This is a genomic window from Nonomuraea ceibae, assembly GCF_019396325.1.
In the GTDB taxonomy this organism is placed as follows: domain Bacteria; phylum Actinomycetota; class Actinomycetes; order Streptosporangiales; family Streptosporangiaceae; genus Nonomuraea; species Nonomuraea ceibae.
This window is the reverse complement of the sequence record NZ_JAHKRO010000012.1, coordinates 74,987-92,287: the sequence shown is the minus strand read 5'-3', so window position 1 is coordinate 92,287 and position 17,301 is coordinate 74,987. Positions and strand designations below refer to the sequence as shown.

Below are 17,301 nucleotides of genomic sequence, written 5' to 3'. Positions count from 1 at the left end.
GGTGCGGCTCGACTTCATCCGTCCCCTCTATGAGCGCAGCGGGCCGTACGCGTCCGTGTACGTGGGCGCGATCACCGAGCGGGACAGGTCGACGCAGTGGACGAGCCTGCGCGACAAGCTGGAGCAGGCCGGGGTGAACCCGCCCGCGGCGCTGGAGGACGAGGTGCTGCGCCCGGCGCCCGGGCGGGCCGTGTTCTGCGCCGGGGGTGAGGTGGTGCTGGCCGAGACGTTCAGCGGGCAGCCGGTGCCGCTCGCGCACGTCTCGCCGCTGCCGCTGGTCACGCCCATGCTCATGCGGCGCGGCGAGAGCGTGCCGCACCTGCGCGTGATCATCGACCACGCGGGCGCCGAGGTGAGCGTGTACGCCAACGGCTCGCCGCGCACCGCGACCATCGAGGCCGAGTCCTGGCCGTTGCAGAAGACCGCGCAGGGCGGCTGGTCGCAGAAACGCTACGAGCGGGCCGTCGACGAGACCTGGGAGAAGAACGCCACGGCCGTCGCCCACGAGATCGACGAGCAGGTGCGGCGGATCGGCGCGGAGCTGGTCCTGGTCGCGGGCGAGCCGAAGTCGCGCTCGCTGCTCGGCGACCACCTCGGCACCAAGTCGGCCGACCGGATGCTCATGGTCGAGCACGGCCACCGCGGCGACCACGGCGGCTTCGAGCGCGACGTGCAGAGCGCGCTCGACAGCTGGCTGGACCGCAGGCGGGCCGAGCTGCTCAACCGCCATCGCGAGCAGAACGGGCCCACCGGGCTCGCCAGGGTCGCCCAGGCCCTGCGCGACGGCCGGGTGCACGCCCTGCTCCTGCCGGGCGAGCTGCCCGGCCGCGTCTGGACGGGCGAGAGCGCCACGCAGATCTCCACCGACGCCGGCGAGGTGCGCGCCTGGGGCGTGGCCGAGCCGGTCGAGGAGCGCGCCGACTCGGCGCTGGCCAGGGCGGCGGCCATGACGGACGCCGAGCTCTGGTTCTGCGACGACGTGGCGGACGTCGCGGCGGTGCTCAGATACTGACGATCACTTCGAGCGTCCTGGGGCCGTGCACGCCCTCCACCCGGTTGAGCTCGATGTCGCTGGTGGCGGACGGGCCGCTGATCCAGGTGAGCGGGCGGACCGGGTCGAGCCGGGCGACCGCCTCCGGGACGCTCGCCACGACCTGGTCCGCCCGCACCACGCACAGGTGGTAGTCGGGCACCAGCGTCTGGGCGCGGGTGCCCTGGCCGGGTCCCGCGTCCAGCACGATCGTGCCGGTCTCGGCGATCGCCACCGCGCAGCCGGTGACCACGCCGTCGGCGCCGCTCAGCTCGGCCCCGCCCGCCGCGCCGCCCGTCCATTCGTCCGGCAGCCCGTCGGGGACGATCATCCGCCTGCCCCGCACCAGCTCCGCGACCTTGGCCGGCACCTCGGCCGCCGGCAGCACGTGCACGACGGCCCGGTAGTCGTCCACCCGCTCGGCGAACAGCCCCACCGGGTCGTCCACCGGGACACTCGTCCGGTAGTCGCGCGGGATCTCCACCTCGGGCGCGTCGCGGACGGCCCGCCTGATCCGGCCGAGGATCTCCTCACGGGCGCTCATGCCGCTCCCACCAGTCTCTGAACGATTCTTCCGGGATCTCGGGCAGATCCCTCGTGTCGGTCCAGGCCGACAGCGGGCCGGGCAGCCTGCGCGGCACCAGCCCGCGTACACGCGAGGCCAGCCGCTGCGCCTTCGCCAGCCGCGCCTCGTCGCCGAGCACCCAGCCCGCCACCCGCATGCCCGCCCGCTCCGCGGCCCCGTGCGGGGCCTTGGCGCGCAGGTCGACCAGCACCTCGGGGATGTCGATCGCCACCGGGCACACGTCGAAGCACGCGCCGCACAGGCTGGAGGCGTACGGCAGCGAGGCGTCCAGCTCCGAGCCCATGCCGCGCAACTGCGGGGTGAGGATCGCGCCGATGGGCCCCGGATAGACCGACCCGTACGCGTGGCCGCCCGTACGCTCGTAGACCGGGCACACGTTCAGGCAGGCCGAGCAGCGGATGCAGCGCAGCGCCTGACGGCCCACCTCGTCGGCGAGCACGTCCGTGCGCCCGTTGTCGAGCAGCACCAGGTGGAACTCCTGGCCCTCGGTGGCTCCGGTCCACATGCTCGTGTACGGGTTCATCCGCTCGCCGGTCGAGCTGCGGGGCAGCAACTGCAGGAAGATCTCCAGGTCGCGCCAGGAGGGCAGCAGCTTCTCGATGCCGACCACGCTGATCAGCGTCTCGGGCAGCGTCAGGCACATGCGGCCGTTGCCCTCGGACTCCAGCACGACCAGCGTGCCGGTCTCCGCGATCATGAAGTTGGCGCCGGAGATCGCGACCTTGCTCCTGAGGAAGCGCTCGCGCAGGTGAAGCCGGGCGGCCTCGGCCAGCGCGGCGGGCTCGTCGCTCAGGCCGTCGGGCGTCTCGGGCATCTTCTCCAGGAAGATCTCGCGGATCTCTGCCCGGTTGCGGTGGATCGCCGGCACCAGGATGTGGCTCGGGAAGTCGTCGCCGAGCTGCACGATCAGCTCCGCCAGGTCCGTCTCGTACGCCGTGATGCCGTGCTCGGCCAGCGCCTCGTTGAGGCCGATCTCCTGGGTGGCCATCGACTTGACCTTGACGACCTCGCTCTCGCCGGTGGCCTGGACCAGGCCGGTGACGATGCGGTTGGCCTCGGCGGCGTCGCGGGCCCAGTGGACGTGGCCGCCCGCCCGGGTGACCGCCTCCTCCAGCTGGACGAGGTAGCGGTCGAGGTGGCGCAGGGTCTCGTCCTTGACGGCCTTGGCGGCGGCGCGGAGCTCCTTCCAGTCGGGCAGCTCGGCCACGACGCTCGCGCGCTTCCCCCGGATGGTGTGCGTAGCCTTGCGGAGGTTGAAGCGGAGTTGCGAGTTCTGGACCGCTTTTTCAGCATTTTTCGGGAAATTTCCTGGCATGCCGAGGAAAGTGCCGCTCATCCCGTCGCCTCCGTCGTGGCCAGGATCTCGGCGAGGTGCATGACCCGTACGCCCGCCTTCTGCCGGTCGAGCGTGCCGCCGAGGTGCATCAGGCAGGAGTTGTCCGCCGCGCACAGCACCTCGACGCCGGTGCCGAGCACGTTGCGCACCTTGTCGGCGCCCATGGCGGCGGAGACGGCCGGGTTCTTCACCGCGAACGTGCCGCCGAAGCCGCAGCACTCGTCGGCCGCCGGGAGCGGGACCAGCTCCAGGCCGCGCACGCGGCTCAGGAGCCGGGCCGGGCGGTCGCCCAGGCGCAGGCCGCGGAGGGAGTGGCACGTCGGGTGATATGTCACCCGGTGCGGGAAATATGCGCCGACGTCCTCCACCTTCAGGACGTCCACCAGGAACTCCGACAGCTCGTACACCTTCGGCGCCACCTCCGCGACGGCCGCCGCTCCCCTGCTGCCGGGCCGCACCAGCTTCGGGTACTGCTCGCGGACCATCGCGGCACACGAACCGGAAGGCGCCACCACCGCGTCGTACCCCGAGAACACCTCGGTGAAGTGACGCGCCAGCCGTACGCCGTCCGCGCGGTAGCCGGTGTTGACGTGCATCTGCCCGCAGCAGGTCTGCGCGGCGGGGAAGTCGACCTCGCAGCCCAGCCTGCGCAGGAGCGACACGACGGCCTTGCCGGTGCCGGGGAAGAGCGTGTCGTTCACACACGTGATGAACAGGGCGACTCGCACGCCTCTCCTTCAGGTATGGTCGGACCACAGTATGGTCAGACCATATCCGATGGCATCGGCGGACCGCATCCCCGCCACGCTCCGAGGGGGCCTCGTTGACCGACACCCGCTGGCGTCCCGTCAAGCGGACCCGCACGTTCGAGGACGTGCTCGCGCAGATCGAGCACCGCATCTCCGAGGACGGCCTCACCGCCGGCGACCGGCTCCCCGCCGAGCGGCAGCTCGCCGAGCAGCTCGGGGTCAGCCGGTCGTCGGTACGCGAGGCGATGCGCGTGCTGGAGACGCTCGGCGTCGTGTCCTCCCAGGCCGGCCGGGGCCCCGACGCGGGCGCCGTGCTCGTCTCCCGTCCCGACACCGCGTTGACCGACCTGCTCCGGCTGCACCTCGGCCTGGCCGCCCTGGAGCTGCGCGAGGTCGTCGACACCCGGCTGATGATCGAACGCTGGGCCGCCGGCCACGCCGCCACCGCCCGCGCCGACACCTCGGCCCTCACCGCCGCCTACGAAGGGATGGCGGCGGCGCGCACGCCGGAGGAGTTCGTGGAGCACGACACCGCCTTTCACTGCGCGCTCGCCGACGCCTCAGGCAACCGGCTGACCGGGGCCATCATGCGGTCGCTGCGCGACTCCATGCGGCGCTACGCGGTCGAGGCGGTGGAACGGCTGGGCGACACCACGGCGCTCCAGGCCGACCACGCGCGCATCCTCGCCGCCATCACCGGCGGCGACCCCGGCGAGGCCGAGCGGGCGGTCACGGACCACCTCGCCCGCGCCTACCCCTCGCTCTGACGGCGTAAATAGCTGGCGACGTCCGGAACGTCCTGGCTAGTCTCGCCCGGGTGATCCACGAGCACCCCCTGGCCTACCTGCTGGGCATCGAAGGGGCCGCCCTGCTGCGGTCCTTCACCGGCGGGCACGACCGCGCGTTCGTCGAGGCCCGCATCGCCGAGATCCGCAGGCTGCTGGACGACGAGGCGCTGGCCGACGCCGCCGTCGAGGTCGCGCGGGTGGAGTCGGCCGAGGGATACCGCATCTGGTCCGGCACCTACGACGGGCCGAACGGGCTGTTCGACATCGACGAGCCCCTCGTGGCCGGGATCGTCGGCGAGCTGCCGCCGGGCGCCGCCCTGGACGCCGCCTGCGGCACCGGCCGGATGGCGGCGGCCCTCGCCGGGCGCGGCCACCGGGTCATCGGCGTGGACAGCTCGCCGGACATGCTCGCCCTGGCCCGCGAACGGGTGCCGCAGGGCGACTTCCGCCACGGCGAGCTGGACCGGCTGCCGGTGCCCGACGACGCCGTGGACCTCGTGACCTGCTCCCTGGCGCTGACGCACGTGCCGTCGCTCGGGCCCGCGATGGCGGAGTTCGCCCGGGTGCTGCGGCCCGGCGGCCACCTCGTGATCTCCGACATGCACCCCGAGGGGGTCGCACGCGGCTTCGTCCCCACGGTGCGCCTGCCCGACGGACGGCTCGGGCGGATCGCCACCTACCACCACCCGGTGGGCGACTACCTGCGCGCCGCCCTGGCCGCCGGCCTCCAGCTCCGCGCCTGCGAGGAACCCCGCCTCCCCTCGGCCCCCCGCCCCGCCGAACCCCCCACCACCTCGGAGGCGGTCGCCAGGTGGGACGTCTGGCCCTGGATCCTCACCGCCCTGGTCCCCGAAGCCACCCAGGCCGCCAACACCGACCGCCCCACCATGATCATCTGGCACTTCACCCTCCCTGCCGAAACCCCCGCCTCCACCGACTGACGAGCACTACCGTTTCCGCCGTGCGCACCCACGGATCGGAGGCCGGCCTCGATGCTCTTCAGCTTGGTGCGAGCGCAGCTTGCGGCATGCGCGATGGTCACGCTCATGACCGCGCCCGCCAGATGCGACGAGCAGGACCGCACCGGTGAGAGGGGGCGCGTGTCCGAACCCCGGTGCTTCATGGAGGTGCTTCATCAGACCGTCAGCGTGTCCGCGGCGGGGATCGGCGCCACCCTGAAGTACTGGTGCGACCTTCCACCTGTCCGGCACCGGATCTCCCTTCGCCTGCAGACCCGGGACACCAACGGCCGTTGGGTGACAATGGACGAGAGGACCGACAGGAGGGTGCCCGTGCCGGAGCCGCAGACGCTGACGGTCGCAGTGCCGTGTTTTCCCGGGCTGTGGCGGGCCCGTGGGACGGCGGTGGGCGCCCTGCGGGCGGACGACGGACGGGTGCAGGAGTTCGAGCCCGCCCAGAAGGACAGCGCGGAGAGGCTGGTGTCCACTGATGAATGCGGGATCGGCTGACTCGTGGAGGCGGCGGCGGGAAGCGTTCGGGCACTTGGCCGGGGTGCTGCGGTGGTGTCTTTCCGGCCGTACCCGGTCCGGGGTGACCGGGTACGCTCCGGCGCCCGGGTCGCGGTGGGCGGCCCTTCCGGCGGCGGCCCGGCAGCTGGTTCGGCCGCGTACGGTCCCGGCCCCGGCGGTCGAGCGGTGGGTGTTGAGCAGGGAGAGGGGCGGTTGGGTGGTGCGGCCCGCCGGTGGCGGGACGCCCGTCCACTTCACCGCCGCCATCCCCCAGGACGACCAGGAGGCCGCCTTCGACTGGGCCGGGGAGGTCGTGCCTCGGGCGGGACGTACGGGGATCAGTTACCGGTGAAGGCGGTCAGGTGGTCGGCGGCCCAGGTGGCGTAGGTGGCCGCGGGGCGGCCCAGGATGCGCGGGACCGTGTCGGTGACGCCCGGCGAGCCGCCGTCCCGGAGCATCGCCCAGCCCGAGGCGGCGAGGTCGGCCAGCACCGGGTCGGCGCCGGCGGCGACCATCTGGTCCCGGGCTGCGGCGGCCGGCACGTCGACGGCCTCCAGGGGGCGGCCGAGCAGTCGTGCCAGGGTCGCGACCTGGTCGGGGACGCTCACCATCGCGGGCCCGGTCAGGTCGTGGGAGCGCGCCTCGTGGCCCGGCGAGGTGAGCGCGGCGACGGCGACCGCCGCCACGTCGCGCGGGTCGACGACGGGGTGCGTGCCGTCGCCGGTGAAGTTCGGGATCGGTGCGCCCGTCCGTACGGCCTCGGCCCAGGCCAGCGAGTTGGACGCGAACCCGGCGGGCCGCAGCAGCGTCCAGGCCAGGCCGCCGGCCGCAACGGCCCGCTCGCCGGGCCGGTGCCAGGCGCCGGGGTCGGCGCCGCCGGTCGCGGCGACGGGGATGGTGGAGAGCTTCACCACCTTCTTGACGCCCGCCGCGCGGGCGGCCTCGACCAGGGCGAGGTCGTGGGCGGGCAGGGCGGGGCCGAACGCGGTGGCGAGGAACGCGGCGGTGACGCCGTCGAAGGCGGCGGCGAGCGAGCGGGGGTCGGCGTAGTCGGCGCGGACGACGCCGACCCCGGCGGGGGCGCGTGCCGGGTCGCGGACCAGGACGCGGACCGGCTCGCCACGGCCGGTGAGCAGGCGGGTCACGTGGCCGCCGATGGTGCCCGTGGCACCGGTGATCAGGATCATGGGTTCACCGTGCCGCCGCACCCGCCCGCGACTCTAGGAAGAATCGGCATATGAAGGACGCCGCCTCCGCTCACCTCTCCTTCCACGTCCGCGAGCCCGACACGGCGGCCACGGTGGCCTTCCGCACGGGCACCGACGGCGCGGGCGAGCTGTACGCGCTCGGGCCCCGCACCCGGGCCTCGTACCTGGAGCCCAAGCTGGTGCCGCACTGCGTGACGGTACGGCTGCGGCCGGGGCGGGCCCGGCCGCTGCTCGGGGTGGCGCTGGACGAGCTCGCCGACCGGGTCGTGCCGCTGCGGGAGCTGTGGGGCGTACGGGCCGACCGGCTGGCGGACGAGCTGGCCGGGCAGGCGGGCGGCGACGGCTGGGAGCGGCGGGCTCGGGAGCGGATCGAGGCGGCGTTCCTGGAGCGGCTGGCCGGGCAGCCGCGCGCCGACCTGGACCGCGCGCACCTGGTGGACGCGGCGGCGAGGCTGCTGCCTCGGGCCGGCGTGCGGGCGGTGGCGGGCGAGCTGGGGGTGAGCGAGCGGCATCTGCGTGACGTGTTCACGGCGGGCGTCGGGGTGGCGCCCAAGCGGTTCGCCAGGATCGACCGGGTACGTCGGGTGCTGGGCGAGGTGTGCCGCCGGCCGGCCGCGGCGCTGGCCGCCGACGCGGGCTACTACGACCAGTCGCACATGACCGCCGAGTTCCGCGCGGTGATGGGGGTGCCGCCGAGCGCCTACCGGGCGGGCCGGCTGCCCGCGCCCGCTCCGTGCTCAGCCGCGTGAGTCGGCCACCCGGCACGACGCCCCGGAGCACGCGCGCATCCCGTCGAGCCGGGCGCGCAGCCGCGCCACCAGCCTCGGGTCGGCGTCCGCGGCCAGGTTGTGGAGCTGGTACGGGTCCGTCCGCAGGTCGTACAGCTGCTCCTCCCCCGTCGCATATCTGACGTACGTGTGGCGTTCGGTGCGCAACGCCTGGTAGGGCGGCACCGGGGTCTGCGCGGCCGAGGACCGCTTGGCCGGGCGGGCGAACTCGACCAGCACGTTCCTGCGCCGCGTGGCGGGCCGCTCGCCGCGCAGCAGCGGCGCCAGCGAGCGCCCCTCGGCGAACGGCGGCACCTCGGCCCCGCCGAGCTCGGCGAACGTCGGCGCCAGATCCACGGTCGCGCCCAGCTCGCTGATCGTCGTCCCGGGGCGCACCCCGGGCCCGCGTACGGCCAGCGGCACCCTGATGGCCTCGTCGAACGGCGTGGTCTTGCCCTGCGCGAGCCGGTGCGTGCCCTGGTGGAAGCCGTTGTCGGAGCCGAAGAACAGGTACGTGTTGTCCAGTTTGCCGCTCTCCTCCAGGGCGGCGACCACGGCGCCGACGAGGTCGTCGACGCCGAGCATGGCGCGCATCCGGTTGCGGTGGCGCCGGTCGACGGCGGCGAGCTCGCGTTCGTCCAGCGGCGGCCGGGAGCGCAGCCAGAGGGGTTCGCGGCTCACGTCCTCCTGGTTGAACGACGGCGGCCGGGGCGCCCTGGCCCAGGCGAAGGCGTCGGTGTGGCGCAGCGCCGGGTTGGCCGGCAGGTGCGGCGCGATGGGGTTGAGGAACAGGAAGAACGGCCCCCGGGAGCCGGTGATGAAGTCGCGCGCCTTGTCGGCCAGCACGTCGGCGAGGTAGTCCTGCTCGCCCCAGCCGTACTCGGCCAGGTCGCCGTTGGCATTGAGCCGGTAGCCGTACTCGTCGTACAGGTTGCGCACCGGGACATGCCATTCGTCCCAGCCCGGCGGCACGTAGTCGTCGGGGGCCGCCTTGTCCGGGTAGTGGTTGAGGTACTTGCCCATGAGCGCGGTGCGATATCCGGCATCGCGCATCCACGTGCCGATGGTGGAACGTTCCCGGCCGAGCTCGTGAAAGCGCTCGAATCCGCCCTCGGGTGGCGTGTTCGTCCAGACGCCGTGGCTGTGGACGTACTGGGATCTGAGGATCGAGGCGCGTGACGGGCAGCACCAGGAGTTCGTCACGAAGAACCGGTCGAACGACGCGCCCTGCCGCACGATATGGCGCGAAATATTGGGAAACTGCGTCAGATTTCCCGCTTCGAGATCGTCCGCCATGACGAACACGATGTTCGGCCGCGACCCGCCGGAAACGACCACCGGCTCGGCTCCAGGCACCAGGAGGAGCAGGACGCACACCACATGCCGCAGACCCTTGAGCACGAAAGCACTCGTCCCCGGATGATCCCGCATTGACACCCGCCCCCGCGCCACCCGTAAATGGAACTTGATTCGGGAGGCGCCTCATGAAGCTCGGCCTGAACCTCGGCTACTGGCAACGCCACGCCGACGACGCGACCGACTCGGTGCTCGCCGCCGAGCGGCTCGGCTACGACTCGGTGTGGACCGCCGAGGCGTACGGCAGCGACGTGTTCACCCCGCTGGCCTGGTACGGCGCGCGCACCACGCGCATCAAACTGGGCACCTCGATCGCCCAGATGTCAGCCCGGCCGCCGGTCACCACCGCCATGACCGCGATGACGCTCGACCACCTCACCGGCGGACGCCTGCTGCTCGGCATCGGCGCCTCCGGCCCCCAGGTCGTCGAGGGCTGGTACGGCCAGCCGTTCGCCAAGCCGCTGGCCAGGACCCGCGAGTACGTCGACATCATGCGCCAGGTGTGGCGCCGCGAGCACCCGGTCACCTCCGGCGGCCCCCACTACCCGCTCCCCCTGCCGGGCGGCCTCGGCAAACCGCTCAAGCCCATCACCCACCCGCTGCGCCCCGACATCCCCGTCTACCTGGGCGCCGAAGGCCCCAAGAACGTCGCCCTGGCCGCCGAACTCGGCCAGGGCTGGCTCCCGCTGTTCGCCCTGCCCGGCAAGATCGAGGAGATGTACGGCCCGGCCCTCGCCGGCCGCGACCCGGGCTTCGACATCGCCGCCATGGTCATGGTCGTCATCTCCGACGACGTCCGGTCCGCCCTGGACGGGGTCAAGATGATGCTCACCCTCTACATCGGCGGCATGGGCGCCAAACAGCGCAACTTCCACGCCGACATCATCGGCCGCATGGGCTACGCCGAGGCCGCCGAGCGCATCCAGGCGCTCTACCTCGCCGGGCGCAAGGACGAGGCGTTCCGCGCCATCCCCGACGAACTCGCCGACGGCATCTCCCTGGTCGGGCCGCCGGGCCGCATCAAGGAACGCCTGGAACCCTGGCACAAGTCCCCCGTCACGACCCTGCTGGTCATGGGCCCCCGCGACGAGCCCTCCCTCCGCCTCACCCGCGACCTCGTCCTGAGCTGACCCCGCCAACCCGAGCCCTCCCGGCACGGAGACCCGCCCGCCTGCCGCAGGCCGGCCCCGGGAGGCGCCGGCCCGGAAGGGACGTCAGCCAAGGGCGGCCAGGAGTTCCTGTTCGCGGGCAGCGCTGAGACCGGCTCGGCGCTCGCGGTCGAGGCCCTGCTCGCGCTCCCAGCGCAGGATGTCGGCCAGCAGCTCGGCACGCGGCCGGTGGCTGAGCCCGGCGGCGCGCGCGGCCGCCCCGGTGCGGGCCGACCAGCCCTCCCAGCCCGGCTCCGGCAGCCACATCGGCAGCGACTCAGGCCCCATGTACTGGCCCACGCCGTTGGCCACCAGCCAGTCGGAGCTCGCGGTGACGACCGGACCGGTGTGGCCGCCGACCGTACGGGCCAGCTCGATCCACTCCCCGAACGGCACCGTCGGCCCCACGGCGTCGAACGTGCCCGTGCCGCCCTTCTCGGCCGAGTCCAGCAGCCACGCGCTCAGGTCACGCACGTCCACGGCCTGCGTCGGGCTGTCCGGTTCGTCCGGGACCAGCATCGGGCCGAGCGAGTCGCGGGCCGCCCGCGCCACCCAGTAGCCGGAGCGCCCGCTGTGGTCGCCCGGCCCGCCGATGAGCCCCGCCCGGGCGACCAGCAGCCGGTCCCCGGCAGCCGCCGCCGACGCCTGCTCGCAGGCGACCTTCGCCTCACCGTAGAGCTCACGGTCCACCTCGTCCCGGTCGGTGGGCGCGAGCAGCTCCGCCGACTCGTCCGCGCCCGGGGAGGCGTGAGAGGCGTACGCGTTGACGGAGGAGACGTACGTCCAGTGCCGCGCCCGCCCGGCCAGCGCGTCCAGCGCCCCGCGCACGAAGCCCGGCTGCCACGACACCTCGACCACCGCGTCCCAGTCACGCCCGGCCAGCCGCTCGTACGCCGCGGGGTCACGCCGGTCGGCGGCCACCAGCGTCGCCCCGTCGGCCACCTGCCCGCTCTCGCCGCGCGCCAGGCACGTCACCCGGTGCCCGCGTTCGATCGCCTGCCGCGACAGCTCCCGCCCCACCCAGGCGGTCCCGCCCAGTACCAAGATCTCCATTCCGCCATCCAAACACCCCACCCACCCCAAACCCACCCAGATTCGCCCACAGCGCACCCACCCACCACCCCGGCCCGGCGAAGGGAACGCCCCCGACGGCACCCCCTTCCCGGATGGGACTGGGCGTGACCGACGGGGCTGGTGGTTGGGCGGGTGCTTACGGAACGACCCCTTACGGAGCCGGCGGCGACCTCGCGGCGCCGAGCGGCCCAAGCGGCCGGTCCGCCACCCCGGGGCCGACCGGGTGGGCGCAGCCGGGGCGCGGGCCACCCCCGAAGGCCGAAGGCCGAGGTGACGGAGGAGCCGCCCGCCCGTTCGGCAGCCCGGCCAGGGTGGGCGGCCGCGGCGCTCGGCGGCCCGGGGCCCTTCTCCGCAGACCCGGGCGGTGGTGGAGCGGCCCCGCCCCGCGCGCAGCCGAGCGGGGGGCAACCCCGGTCCGACGTCCCGTGAAGGTCAGTCGGGGCGGGGGGCGGGGTCGGTGGTGACCGCGCGGAGGAGGGGGCGGCTGAGGGCGCCGGCGGCGAGGACGCCGGCGAAGCCAAGCCCGACGCACACCAGCAGCATGATCAGCCCATTGGCGTTCGGCGCGCCGAACATGAACGGCGTGGCGCAGAAGGCCCCGACCAGGATGGAGCCGCCGCCCATGACGGTGAGCGGGATGAGCGTCTCGGCCCGCCGGGCCCGGTCGAGCACGGCGAGGGGGGTGCCCGCGAGCCTGAGCAGCCCGTACGTCTGCCGCCGGTCCAGGATGGAGGAGGCGGCGGTGATGCCGGCGCTGGCGATGGCGACGAGGAAGGACACCGACAGCACGACGACGGTGCCGACGCCGATGTCGGCGAGGAGCTGGGCGCCGGTGTGGTCGTCGTCGGCCCCGGTGGTGGCGGTGCGGCCGGGGACGAGGCCGGCGAGCGCGGTGCGGCCGCGGTCAAGAGTGGCGGGGTCGTCGCGGTCGGCCACGGTGACGGCGACGACGTCGTCGGACTGCTTGACGGTGGCGGTGACGCCGGCTTCGCGGAGCCGGTCGCGGGCGTGTTCGGCGACGGTGGCGGACGAGCCTTCGGGGACGAGGACGCGGAGCTGGCCTGGGACGGCGTCGCTGGTGAGCACGCCGGGGCTGAGCAGGGCGAGGAACCCGGCGACGAACCCGGTGAGCGCGACGCCGCTGACGGTGCGCCAGGCCGAGCGGGGGTCGTCGACGAGCCGCCGTCCGGCCAGCAGCCGGGCGGGCCCGCGGGCGCCACGGGCGGTGATGCGGCCGATGAGGGCGACGACCCACGGCCCGACCAGGTTGACGGACAGGAACGCGAGCCCGATCGCCGCCACGATGATCGCGATGCCGGTGTCGCGCCCCATCAGAGGGAACGCGGCGAGCGCGGCGAGCAGGACGAGGACGCGCAGGAAGCGCATGGCAGGCGGCGTCTCGCGTTTGGCGACGCCGAGCGGGCTGACCACGACGCGGCGCAGCCCGGCGACGGCGGACAGGCCGACCAGCAGGGGCACGGCGACGACGGTGGCGGCGAGCACGGGCGGGTCGGGCCACAGGTCTGCGGCGAACCAGGGGCCGCCGCTCATGCGGATGCGGGTCAGCAGCGGCAGGGCGAGGGCGTAGGCGACGGTGCCGGTGAGCACGCCGGCGAACGCGACGATGACGGCTTCGGCGACGGTCATGCCGACGACCTGGCCGGGGGTCGCGCCGACGAGCCGGAGGGCGGCGAGCCGCTGGTCGCGTCTGGCGACGGTGAGCCGGGCGGCGGCCCCGCCGAAGACGAGCAGCGGCACCACCATGAGCACGCTGCCGATGAGCGCGAGGATGCGGTAGCCCTGGGAGTCCATGGACGGCTCCCCGGCGAGGTCGGCGACGCGTACGGGGGCGTCGTCGGCGCCGCGTGGCGCGGTCATGACGGGCGCGTCGGGGCGCTGGCCGACGACGGCGACCAGCTCTTCGGGGTGGACGAGGGCTTCCTCGCCGAGCACGCCGGTCATGGCGGGGAAGCGCCCGGCGAGCTGCGCGGCGGGCAGTTGCTTGGCCAGGGCGGCGAGCGCGGGCGAGAAGTACGCCTCGCCGGGCGCGGGGAAGCGCGGCATGCCGGGCGGGACGGGCGGGGAGCTGCCGAGGGCGGCGAGGTCGACGATGACGATCTGCCGGTCGCGTACGTAGTCGAGCCGGGTGCCTTCGACGGCGACGGCCCGCTGCCCCTGGGCGGCGGGGACCGGGTTGCGCCAGGCGCCGCGCTCGCCCCTGTCTTCGAAGGCGAAGTTGGCGGTGACGGCGAACAGCAGCAGCGCCGTGGAGACCGCCACGGCGCCGAGGGTGAGCCAGGTGCCGAGCAGGCCGCGGCGGCCGCCGCCTTTGAGCAGCCGCCAGGTGAGTTCGAGGTTCACGCCGGGACCCCGCCTGCGAGGAGCTTGCCGTCGCGGACCTCGACGGTGCGGTCGCACCAGGCGGCCACGTTCGGGTCGTGGGTGACGACGATCAGGGAGGCCCCGTTGGCGCGGGTCGCCTCGACGAGCAGGCGCATCGTGTCGTGGCCGGTGCTCTGGTCGAGCGCGCCGGTGGGCTCGTCGGCGAACACGACGGCGGGCTTGGTGACGAGGGCGCGGGCGATCGCCACGCGCTGGGCCTGGCCCCCGGACAGCTCGCCGGGCCGCCGCGTCTCCATGCCCTGGAGCCCGAGGGGCCCGAACCACTCGCGTGCCTGGCGGACGGCCTGGGCCCTGGCGACGCCGCCGAGCATGAGCGGGAGTGCGACGTTCTCCTCGGCGGGCAGCTCCGGCAGGAGCTGGCCGAACTGGAACACGAACCCGAACCGGGTGCGGCGCAGGGCGCTGCGCTCGCGCTCGCCCATGGCGTCGATGCGCTGCCCGAGCAGGTGCACCTCGCCGTCGTCCGGCTTCATGATCCCGGCCAGGCAGTGGAGCAGGGTGGACTTGCCGGAGCCGCTCGGCCCCATGATCGCCACCGCTTCGGCGGCCCGTACGGCGATGTCCACGCCACCGAGGGCGACTGTCTGCCCGAACCTCTTGGTCAGGGCCAATCCCGCAAGCACGTCGTTCATGCGGGCAAGCCTCCCGCCGGGGCGGGGTGCGGCGGATCGGCCTTGTGACCGGTTGCGCCTCGGCCGAACGGCTGATCCTAGAGTTGGGCCGTGACTATTCGGGTACTCATCGCCGACGACCAGCAGCTCGTGCGCACCGGCTTCCAGATGATCCTGGACGCCCAACCGGACATGGAGGTCGTCGCCGCGGTGGCCGACGGCGCCGACGCGGTCGCGGAGGCCAGGCGGCTCAGGCCGGACGTGTGCCTGCTCGACATCCGGATGCCGAGGCTCGACGGGCTGGAGGCGACCCGGGCGCTGGCCGGCCCGGGGGTGGAGAGCCCGCTGCGGGTGGTCATCGTCACCACGTTCGACCTGGACGAGTACGTGTACGGGGCGCTGCGGGCGGGGGCGACCGGGTTCCTGCTGAAGGACAGCGGGCCGACGCTGCTGGTGGAGGCGGTCAGGGCGGCGGCGAGCGGGGAGTCGCTGGTGTCGCCGTCGGTGACCGTGCGGCTGCTGCGGCATCTGGCGCAGCCGCAGCGCCGGGCCGCGCCGCTGCCCGAGCCGCTGACCGACCGGGAGCTCGACGTGGTGCGGCTGATCGCGCGGGGGCGGACCAACCAGGAGGTGGCCGCCGAGCTGTTCGTGTCGCTGTCGACGGTCAAGACGCACCTGGGCAGCATCTTCGCCAAACTCGGCGCTCGGAACCGGGTGGAAATCGCGGCTTGGGCGTGGGAATCGGGGGTCGTGAGCTGATTAACCGAGGTGCCCGCGGGATAGAAGTGAAGGCAGAACCTCAGCGCATGGCCCGGGGGGAGAACATCGTGCGCTTTGCCCAGGCACCGCCCGTCAAAGCGGCCAATGCCGTCTACCTCACGCTTGCCGCGCAGGTCGTCTCCTTGAGCGCTCTGGTCGTCTTCGAGCAGGTGCGCGGGCGCAGCCTCGCCGCCCAGCTCGCCGCGTACGGGGGCCGCCCGCAGGGGGCCGACGCCGAGGCCGTGGTCGGGGCGGTGACGGCGTTCGCGGTGCTGATGATGCTGGCCACGGGCGCGACCGTGGCGGCCGGGGCCGCCTACGTCACCTGGCTGGTGCGCGCCCGGCAGGTCAACGACCCGGCGGCGACGACCGGGCCGGTGGCTGCCGCGTGGCTGATCCCCGGCGTCAACCTGCTGGCCCCGGCGATGCTGGTGCACGAGGTGTGGCAGGGCGCCCGCCCGCCCGAGGGCGAGCGGTGGCGCTGGCTGGCGCTCGTGTCGGGCTGGTGGGTGAGCTGGCTGACGGCGCTGGCCCTGATCACGATCGTGCTGCCGCTGGACGCCGCCGAGGGCGACCTGACCGGCCTCGGCGTCCCGCAGCTCGCCTGCGCCGCGCTGGCCGCGCTGCTGTGCGCGGCCACCGTACGGCGGATCACCCGGGTCCAGCAGTCGGCCTGCGCGGAGCGTGAGGCTCCCGAGCCGGTGGCGGCGCTGGCGCCGTTCACGCCGCCGGGGCTCGGCAGCGCCACCTAGGACCCTTCGGCGATCTTCTGCAGCTTGTCGAGGGTCGCGCGGGGGTCGCCGGTGGGGGCGAGGGCGTTGCCCAGGTCGGCCGCCATGGTGCCGCGCAGCTCGGCCCAGACCGGCTGCGACGTCGGGTCGAAGCGGGCCTTGGCCACCATGTCGACGTAGGGGCTGACCTTGGGGTCCTTCCGCATGGCCTCGGTGGCGGAGGCGGTGGTCGGCAGCAGGCCCTCGACCTTCAGATACTTGGTGTAGTTGTCGACCTGGTAGAAGTAGTCGAGGAACTCGCGGACGAGCTGCTGGTTGCCGTCCTTCTTGAAGGCCATCAGATAGTCCTGGATGCCGTGCGTGGCGGGCTCGGCGCCGTGGTTGGTGGGGTGCGTGGTGGCGCCGTAGTCGATCTTCGCCTGGTCGACCTGCTCCAGGAAGGCGCGGGTGCCGAAGGAGGCGTAGACCATGCCGACCTTGCCCTGGGCGAACAGCGGCCAGGTGCCGTCGGGCCGGTTGGTCTGGCCGGGGTTCGGCTGGGTGTAGCCCTCCTGCGCGAGCGACTTGAGGAACTGCAGCGCCTCGACGCTGCGCTCGCCGTTGACGGTCCACTTGCCGTCGGTGCGCCAGTCGCCGCCGTTGGCGCGCACCCAGGTGCCGAGCTCGTAGTCGCCGGCCTCGGCGCCGAGCGCCAGCGCGTAGGGCACGTAGCCGCCGGGCAGCGCCTTGATCGCCTTCGCGGCGGCGCGGAACTCGTCCCAGGTGGCCGGGGGCTTGTCGTAGCCGGCCTCCTTGAGGATCTTCTTGTTGTAGTACATGCCGTTGACGGTGGCGACGAACGGCAGCCCGTACTGGGCGCCGTCGTAGGAGGCGTTCTCGGCGAAGGACGGCAGGAAGTCCGACAGCACCTCCTTGGAGACGACCTCGTCGGCGCGGTAGAGCAGCCCGGCCTCGGCGTAGTCGGCGAAGACGTTGATGTTGAGCACGTCGGGGAACTGCTTGGTCTGCACCATGGTGTTGACCTGGCTCTGCAGGTTGCCCCAGTCGATGACCTGGAGGTCGACGTTCTTGCCGGGGTGCGCGGTCTCGAAGGACTTGATCAGCTCGTCCCAGTAGGGCCGGGTGCCCTCGGTGTACTGCGCGACGACCAGTTTGATCGACTGCTGGTCGCCGCCGCCACCGCCCGAGCCGCCGCCGCACGCCGCCGTCGTGAGGACGAGGCCGGCCAGCGCGGCCAGGGCGCCAAGTCGTGATCTTCTTCTGGTCATGTCACGCCAGTCCTTCTC

18 protein-coding genes are annotated in these 17,301 nt (G+C 73.7%); 9 read left to right on the top strand and 9 right to left on the bottom strand.

Features of this window, described 5'->3' with window-relative positions; all coding sequences use genetic code 11:
- Position 1 precedes the first annotated feature (1 nt).
- The gene (locus KME80_RS11240; protein ID WP_219503893.1) at positions 2–1,012 is read left to right on the top strand and encodes a baeRF2 domain-containing protein; all 1,011 of its coding nucleotides are present in this window, start codon (positions 2–4) and stop codon (positions 1,010–1,012) included.
- On the opposite strand, the gene KME80_RS11235 is transcribed toward KME80_RS11240, so the two are convergent.
- The 3 genes from KME80_RS11235 to KME80_RS11225 are packed head-to-tail and all read right to left on the bottom strand — an operon-like array spanning position 1,002 to position 3,680.
- Complete coding sequence (locus tag KME80_RS11235) at positions 1,002–1,574, bottom strand: LutC/YkgG family protein (protein WP_219503890.1); 573 nt, start codon at positions 1,572–1,574, stop codon at positions 1,002–1,004. The two genes, KME80_RS11240 and KME80_RS11235, sit on opposite strands and share 11 nt — an antisense overlap.
- Positions 1,561–2,952 carry a lactate utilization protein B gene (locus tag KME80_RS11230; protein ID WP_219503887.1) on the bottom strand — a complete coding sequence of 464 codons (1,392 nt, stop codon included), beginning with the start codon at positions 2,950–2,952 and terminating at the stop codon, positions 1,561–1,563. The genes KME80_RS11235 and KME80_RS11230 overlap by 14 nt, the downstream gene beginning before the upstream one ends.
- Complete coding sequence (locus KME80_RS11225; protein WP_219503885.1) at positions 2,949–3,680, bottom strand: (Fe-S)-binding protein; 732 nt, start codon at positions 3,678–3,680, stop codon at positions 2,949–2,951. Before KME80_RS11225 ends, KME80_RS11230 begins: the two co-directional genes overlap by 4 nt.
- A gap of 95 nt (positions 3,681–3,775) precedes the next feature.
- Between KME80_RS11225 and KME80_RS11220 the strand changes: the two genes are divergently transcribed.
- The 4 genes from KME80_RS11220 (at position 3,776) to KME80_RS11205 (ending at position 6,310) form a co-directional block, all read left to right on the top strand.
- Positions 3,776–4,468, top strand: a complete 693-nt coding sequence (locus KME80_RS11220) for a FadR/GntR family transcriptional regulator (protein ID WP_219503875.1) — start codon at positions 3,776–3,778, stop codon at positions 4,466–4,468.
- A 50-nt stretch (positions 4,469–4,518) separates the two neighbouring features.
- On the top strand, positions 4,519–5,430 hold the full coding sequence (locus KME80_RS11215; protein WP_219503873.1) for a class I SAM-dependent methyltransferase: 912 nt from the start codon (positions 4,519–4,521) through the stop codon (positions 5,428–5,430).
- 51 nt (positions 5,431–5,481) lie between these two features.
- Entirely contained in the window at positions 5,482–5,958 is a 477-nt protein-coding gene (locus KME80_RS11210; RefSeq protein WP_219503868.1) for a hypothetical protein, read from the top strand.
- Between the two features lie 193 nt (positions 5,959–6,151).
- A complete protein-coding gene (locus KME80_RS11205; protein WP_219503865.1) occupies positions 6,152–6,310 on the top strand; it encodes a hypothetical protein in 159 nt (52 codons plus the stop codon).
- Here the strand turns inward: KME80_RS11205 and KME80_RS11200 are convergent.
- Positions 6,297–7,145: an NAD(P)H-binding protein gene (locus KME80_RS11200; RefSeq protein ID WP_219503862.1), complete on the bottom strand. Its 849-nt coding sequence runs from the start codon at positions 7,143–7,145 to the stop codon at positions 6,297–6,299. The genes KME80_RS11205 and KME80_RS11200 overlap by 14 nt on opposite strands.
- A 50-nt stretch (positions 7,146–7,195) precedes the next feature.
- On the opposite strand from KME80_RS11200, the gene KME80_RS11195 reads away from it, so the two are divergent.
- On the top strand, positions 7,196–7,915 hold the full coding sequence (locus KME80_RS11195) for a helix-turn-helix domain-containing protein (RefSeq protein WP_219503859.1): 720 nt from the start codon (positions 7,196–7,198) through the stop codon (positions 7,913–7,915).
- On the opposite strand, the gene KME80_RS11190 is transcribed toward KME80_RS11195, so the two are convergent.
- On the bottom strand, positions 7,904–9,334 hold the full coding sequence (locus KME80_RS11190; protein ID WP_308125708.1) for a sulfatase family protein: 1,431 nt from the start codon (positions 9,332–9,334) through the stop codon (positions 7,904–7,906). The two genes, KME80_RS11195 and KME80_RS11190, sit on opposite strands and share 12 nt — an antisense overlap.
- 83 nt (positions 9,335–9,417) lie before the next feature.
- Between KME80_RS11190 and KME80_RS11185 the strand changes: the two genes are divergently transcribed.
- Positions 9,418–10,419 (top strand): LLM class F420-dependent oxidoreductase, encoded by a 1,002-nt coding sequence (locus KME80_RS11185; protein ID WP_219503852.1) that lies wholly within the window; start codon positions 9,418–9,420, stop codon positions 10,417–10,419.
- Positions 10,420–10,503: 84 nt separating this feature from the next.
- On the opposite strand, the gene KME80_RS11180 is transcribed toward KME80_RS11185, so the two are convergent.
- The 3 genes from KME80_RS11180 to KME80_RS11170 form a co-directional block, all read right to left on the bottom strand.
- Entirely contained in the window at positions 10,504–11,490 is a 987-nt protein-coding gene (locus KME80_RS11180) for an NAD-dependent epimerase/dehydratase family protein (RefSeq protein ID WP_219503849.1), read from the bottom strand.
- Positions 11,491–11,943: 453 nt separating this feature from the next.
- Positions 11,944–13,872 (bottom strand): FtsX-like permease family protein, encoded by a 1,929-nt coding sequence (locus KME80_RS11175; protein ID WP_219503846.1) that lies wholly within the window; start codon positions 13,870–13,872, stop codon positions 11,944–11,946.
- A complete protein-coding gene (locus KME80_RS11170) occupies positions 13,869–14,546 on the bottom strand; it encodes an ABC transporter ATP-binding protein (RefSeq protein ID WP_219503841.1) in 678 nt (225 codons plus the stop codon). The genes KME80_RS11175 and KME80_RS11170 overlap by 4 nt, the downstream gene beginning before the upstream one ends.
- Positions 14,547–14,636: 90 nt before the next feature.
- Between KME80_RS11170 and KME80_RS11165 the strand changes: the two genes are divergently transcribed.
- Positions 14,637–15,284 (top strand): response regulator, encoded by a 648-nt coding sequence (locus KME80_RS11165; RefSeq protein WP_219503836.1) that lies wholly within the window; start codon positions 14,637–14,639, stop codon positions 15,282–15,284.
- A gap of 68 nt (positions 15,285–15,352) precedes the next feature.
- Positions 15,353–16,036, top strand: a complete 684-nt coding sequence (locus tag KME80_RS11160) for a DUF4328 domain-containing protein (RefSeq protein ID WP_308125707.1) — start codon at positions 15,353–15,355, stop codon at positions 16,034–16,036.
- On the opposite strand, the gene KME80_RS11155 is transcribed toward KME80_RS11160, so the two are convergent.
- Positions 16,033–17,283: an extracellular solute-binding protein gene (locus KME80_RS11155; RefSeq protein WP_219503830.1), complete on the bottom strand. Its 1,251-nt coding sequence runs from the start codon at positions 17,281–17,283 to the stop codon at positions 16,033–16,035. The two genes, KME80_RS11160 and KME80_RS11155, sit on opposite strands and share 4 nt — an antisense overlap.
- Positions 17,284–17,301: the final 18 nt, after the last annotated feature.

Bases quoted from the DNA above. Each gene is read 5' to 3' on its own strand.
- KME80_RS11235 (WP_219503890.1), bottom strand. From the start codon at position 1,574: ATGAGCGCCCGTGAGGAGATCCTCGGCCGGATCAGGCGGGCCGTCCGC.
- KME80_RS11230 (WP_219503887.1), bottom strand. From the start codon at position 2,952: ATGAGCGGCACTTTCCTCGGCATGCCAGGAAATTTCCCGAAAAATGCT.
- KME80_RS11210 (WP_219503868.1), top strand. From the start codon at position 5,482: ATGCTCTTCAGCTTGGTGCGAGCGCAGCTTGCGGCATGCGCGATGGTC.
- KME80_RS11200 (WP_219503862.1), bottom strand. From the start codon at position 7,145: ATGATCCTGATCACCGGTGCCACGGGCACCATCGGCGGCCACGTGACC.
- KME80_RS11195 (WP_219503859.1), top strand. From the start codon at position 7,196: ATGAAGGACGCCGCCTCCGCTCACCTCTCCTTCCACGTCCGCGAGCCC.
- KME80_RS11185 (WP_219503852.1), top strand. From the start codon at position 9,418: ATGAAGCTCGGCCTGAACCTCGGCTACTGGCAACGCCACGCCGACGAC.
- KME80_RS11180 (WP_219503849.1), bottom strand. From the start codon at position 11,490: ATGGAGATCTTGGTACTGGGCGGGACCGCCTGGGTGGGGCGGGAGCTG.
- KME80_RS11170 (WP_219503841.1), bottom strand. From the start codon at position 14,546: ATGAACGACGTGCTTGCGGGATTGGCCCTGACCAAGAGGTTCGGGCAG.
- KME80_RS11155 (WP_219503830.1), bottom strand. From the start codon at position 17,283: ATGACCAGAAGAAGATCACGACTTGGCGCCCTGGCCGCGCTGGCCGGC.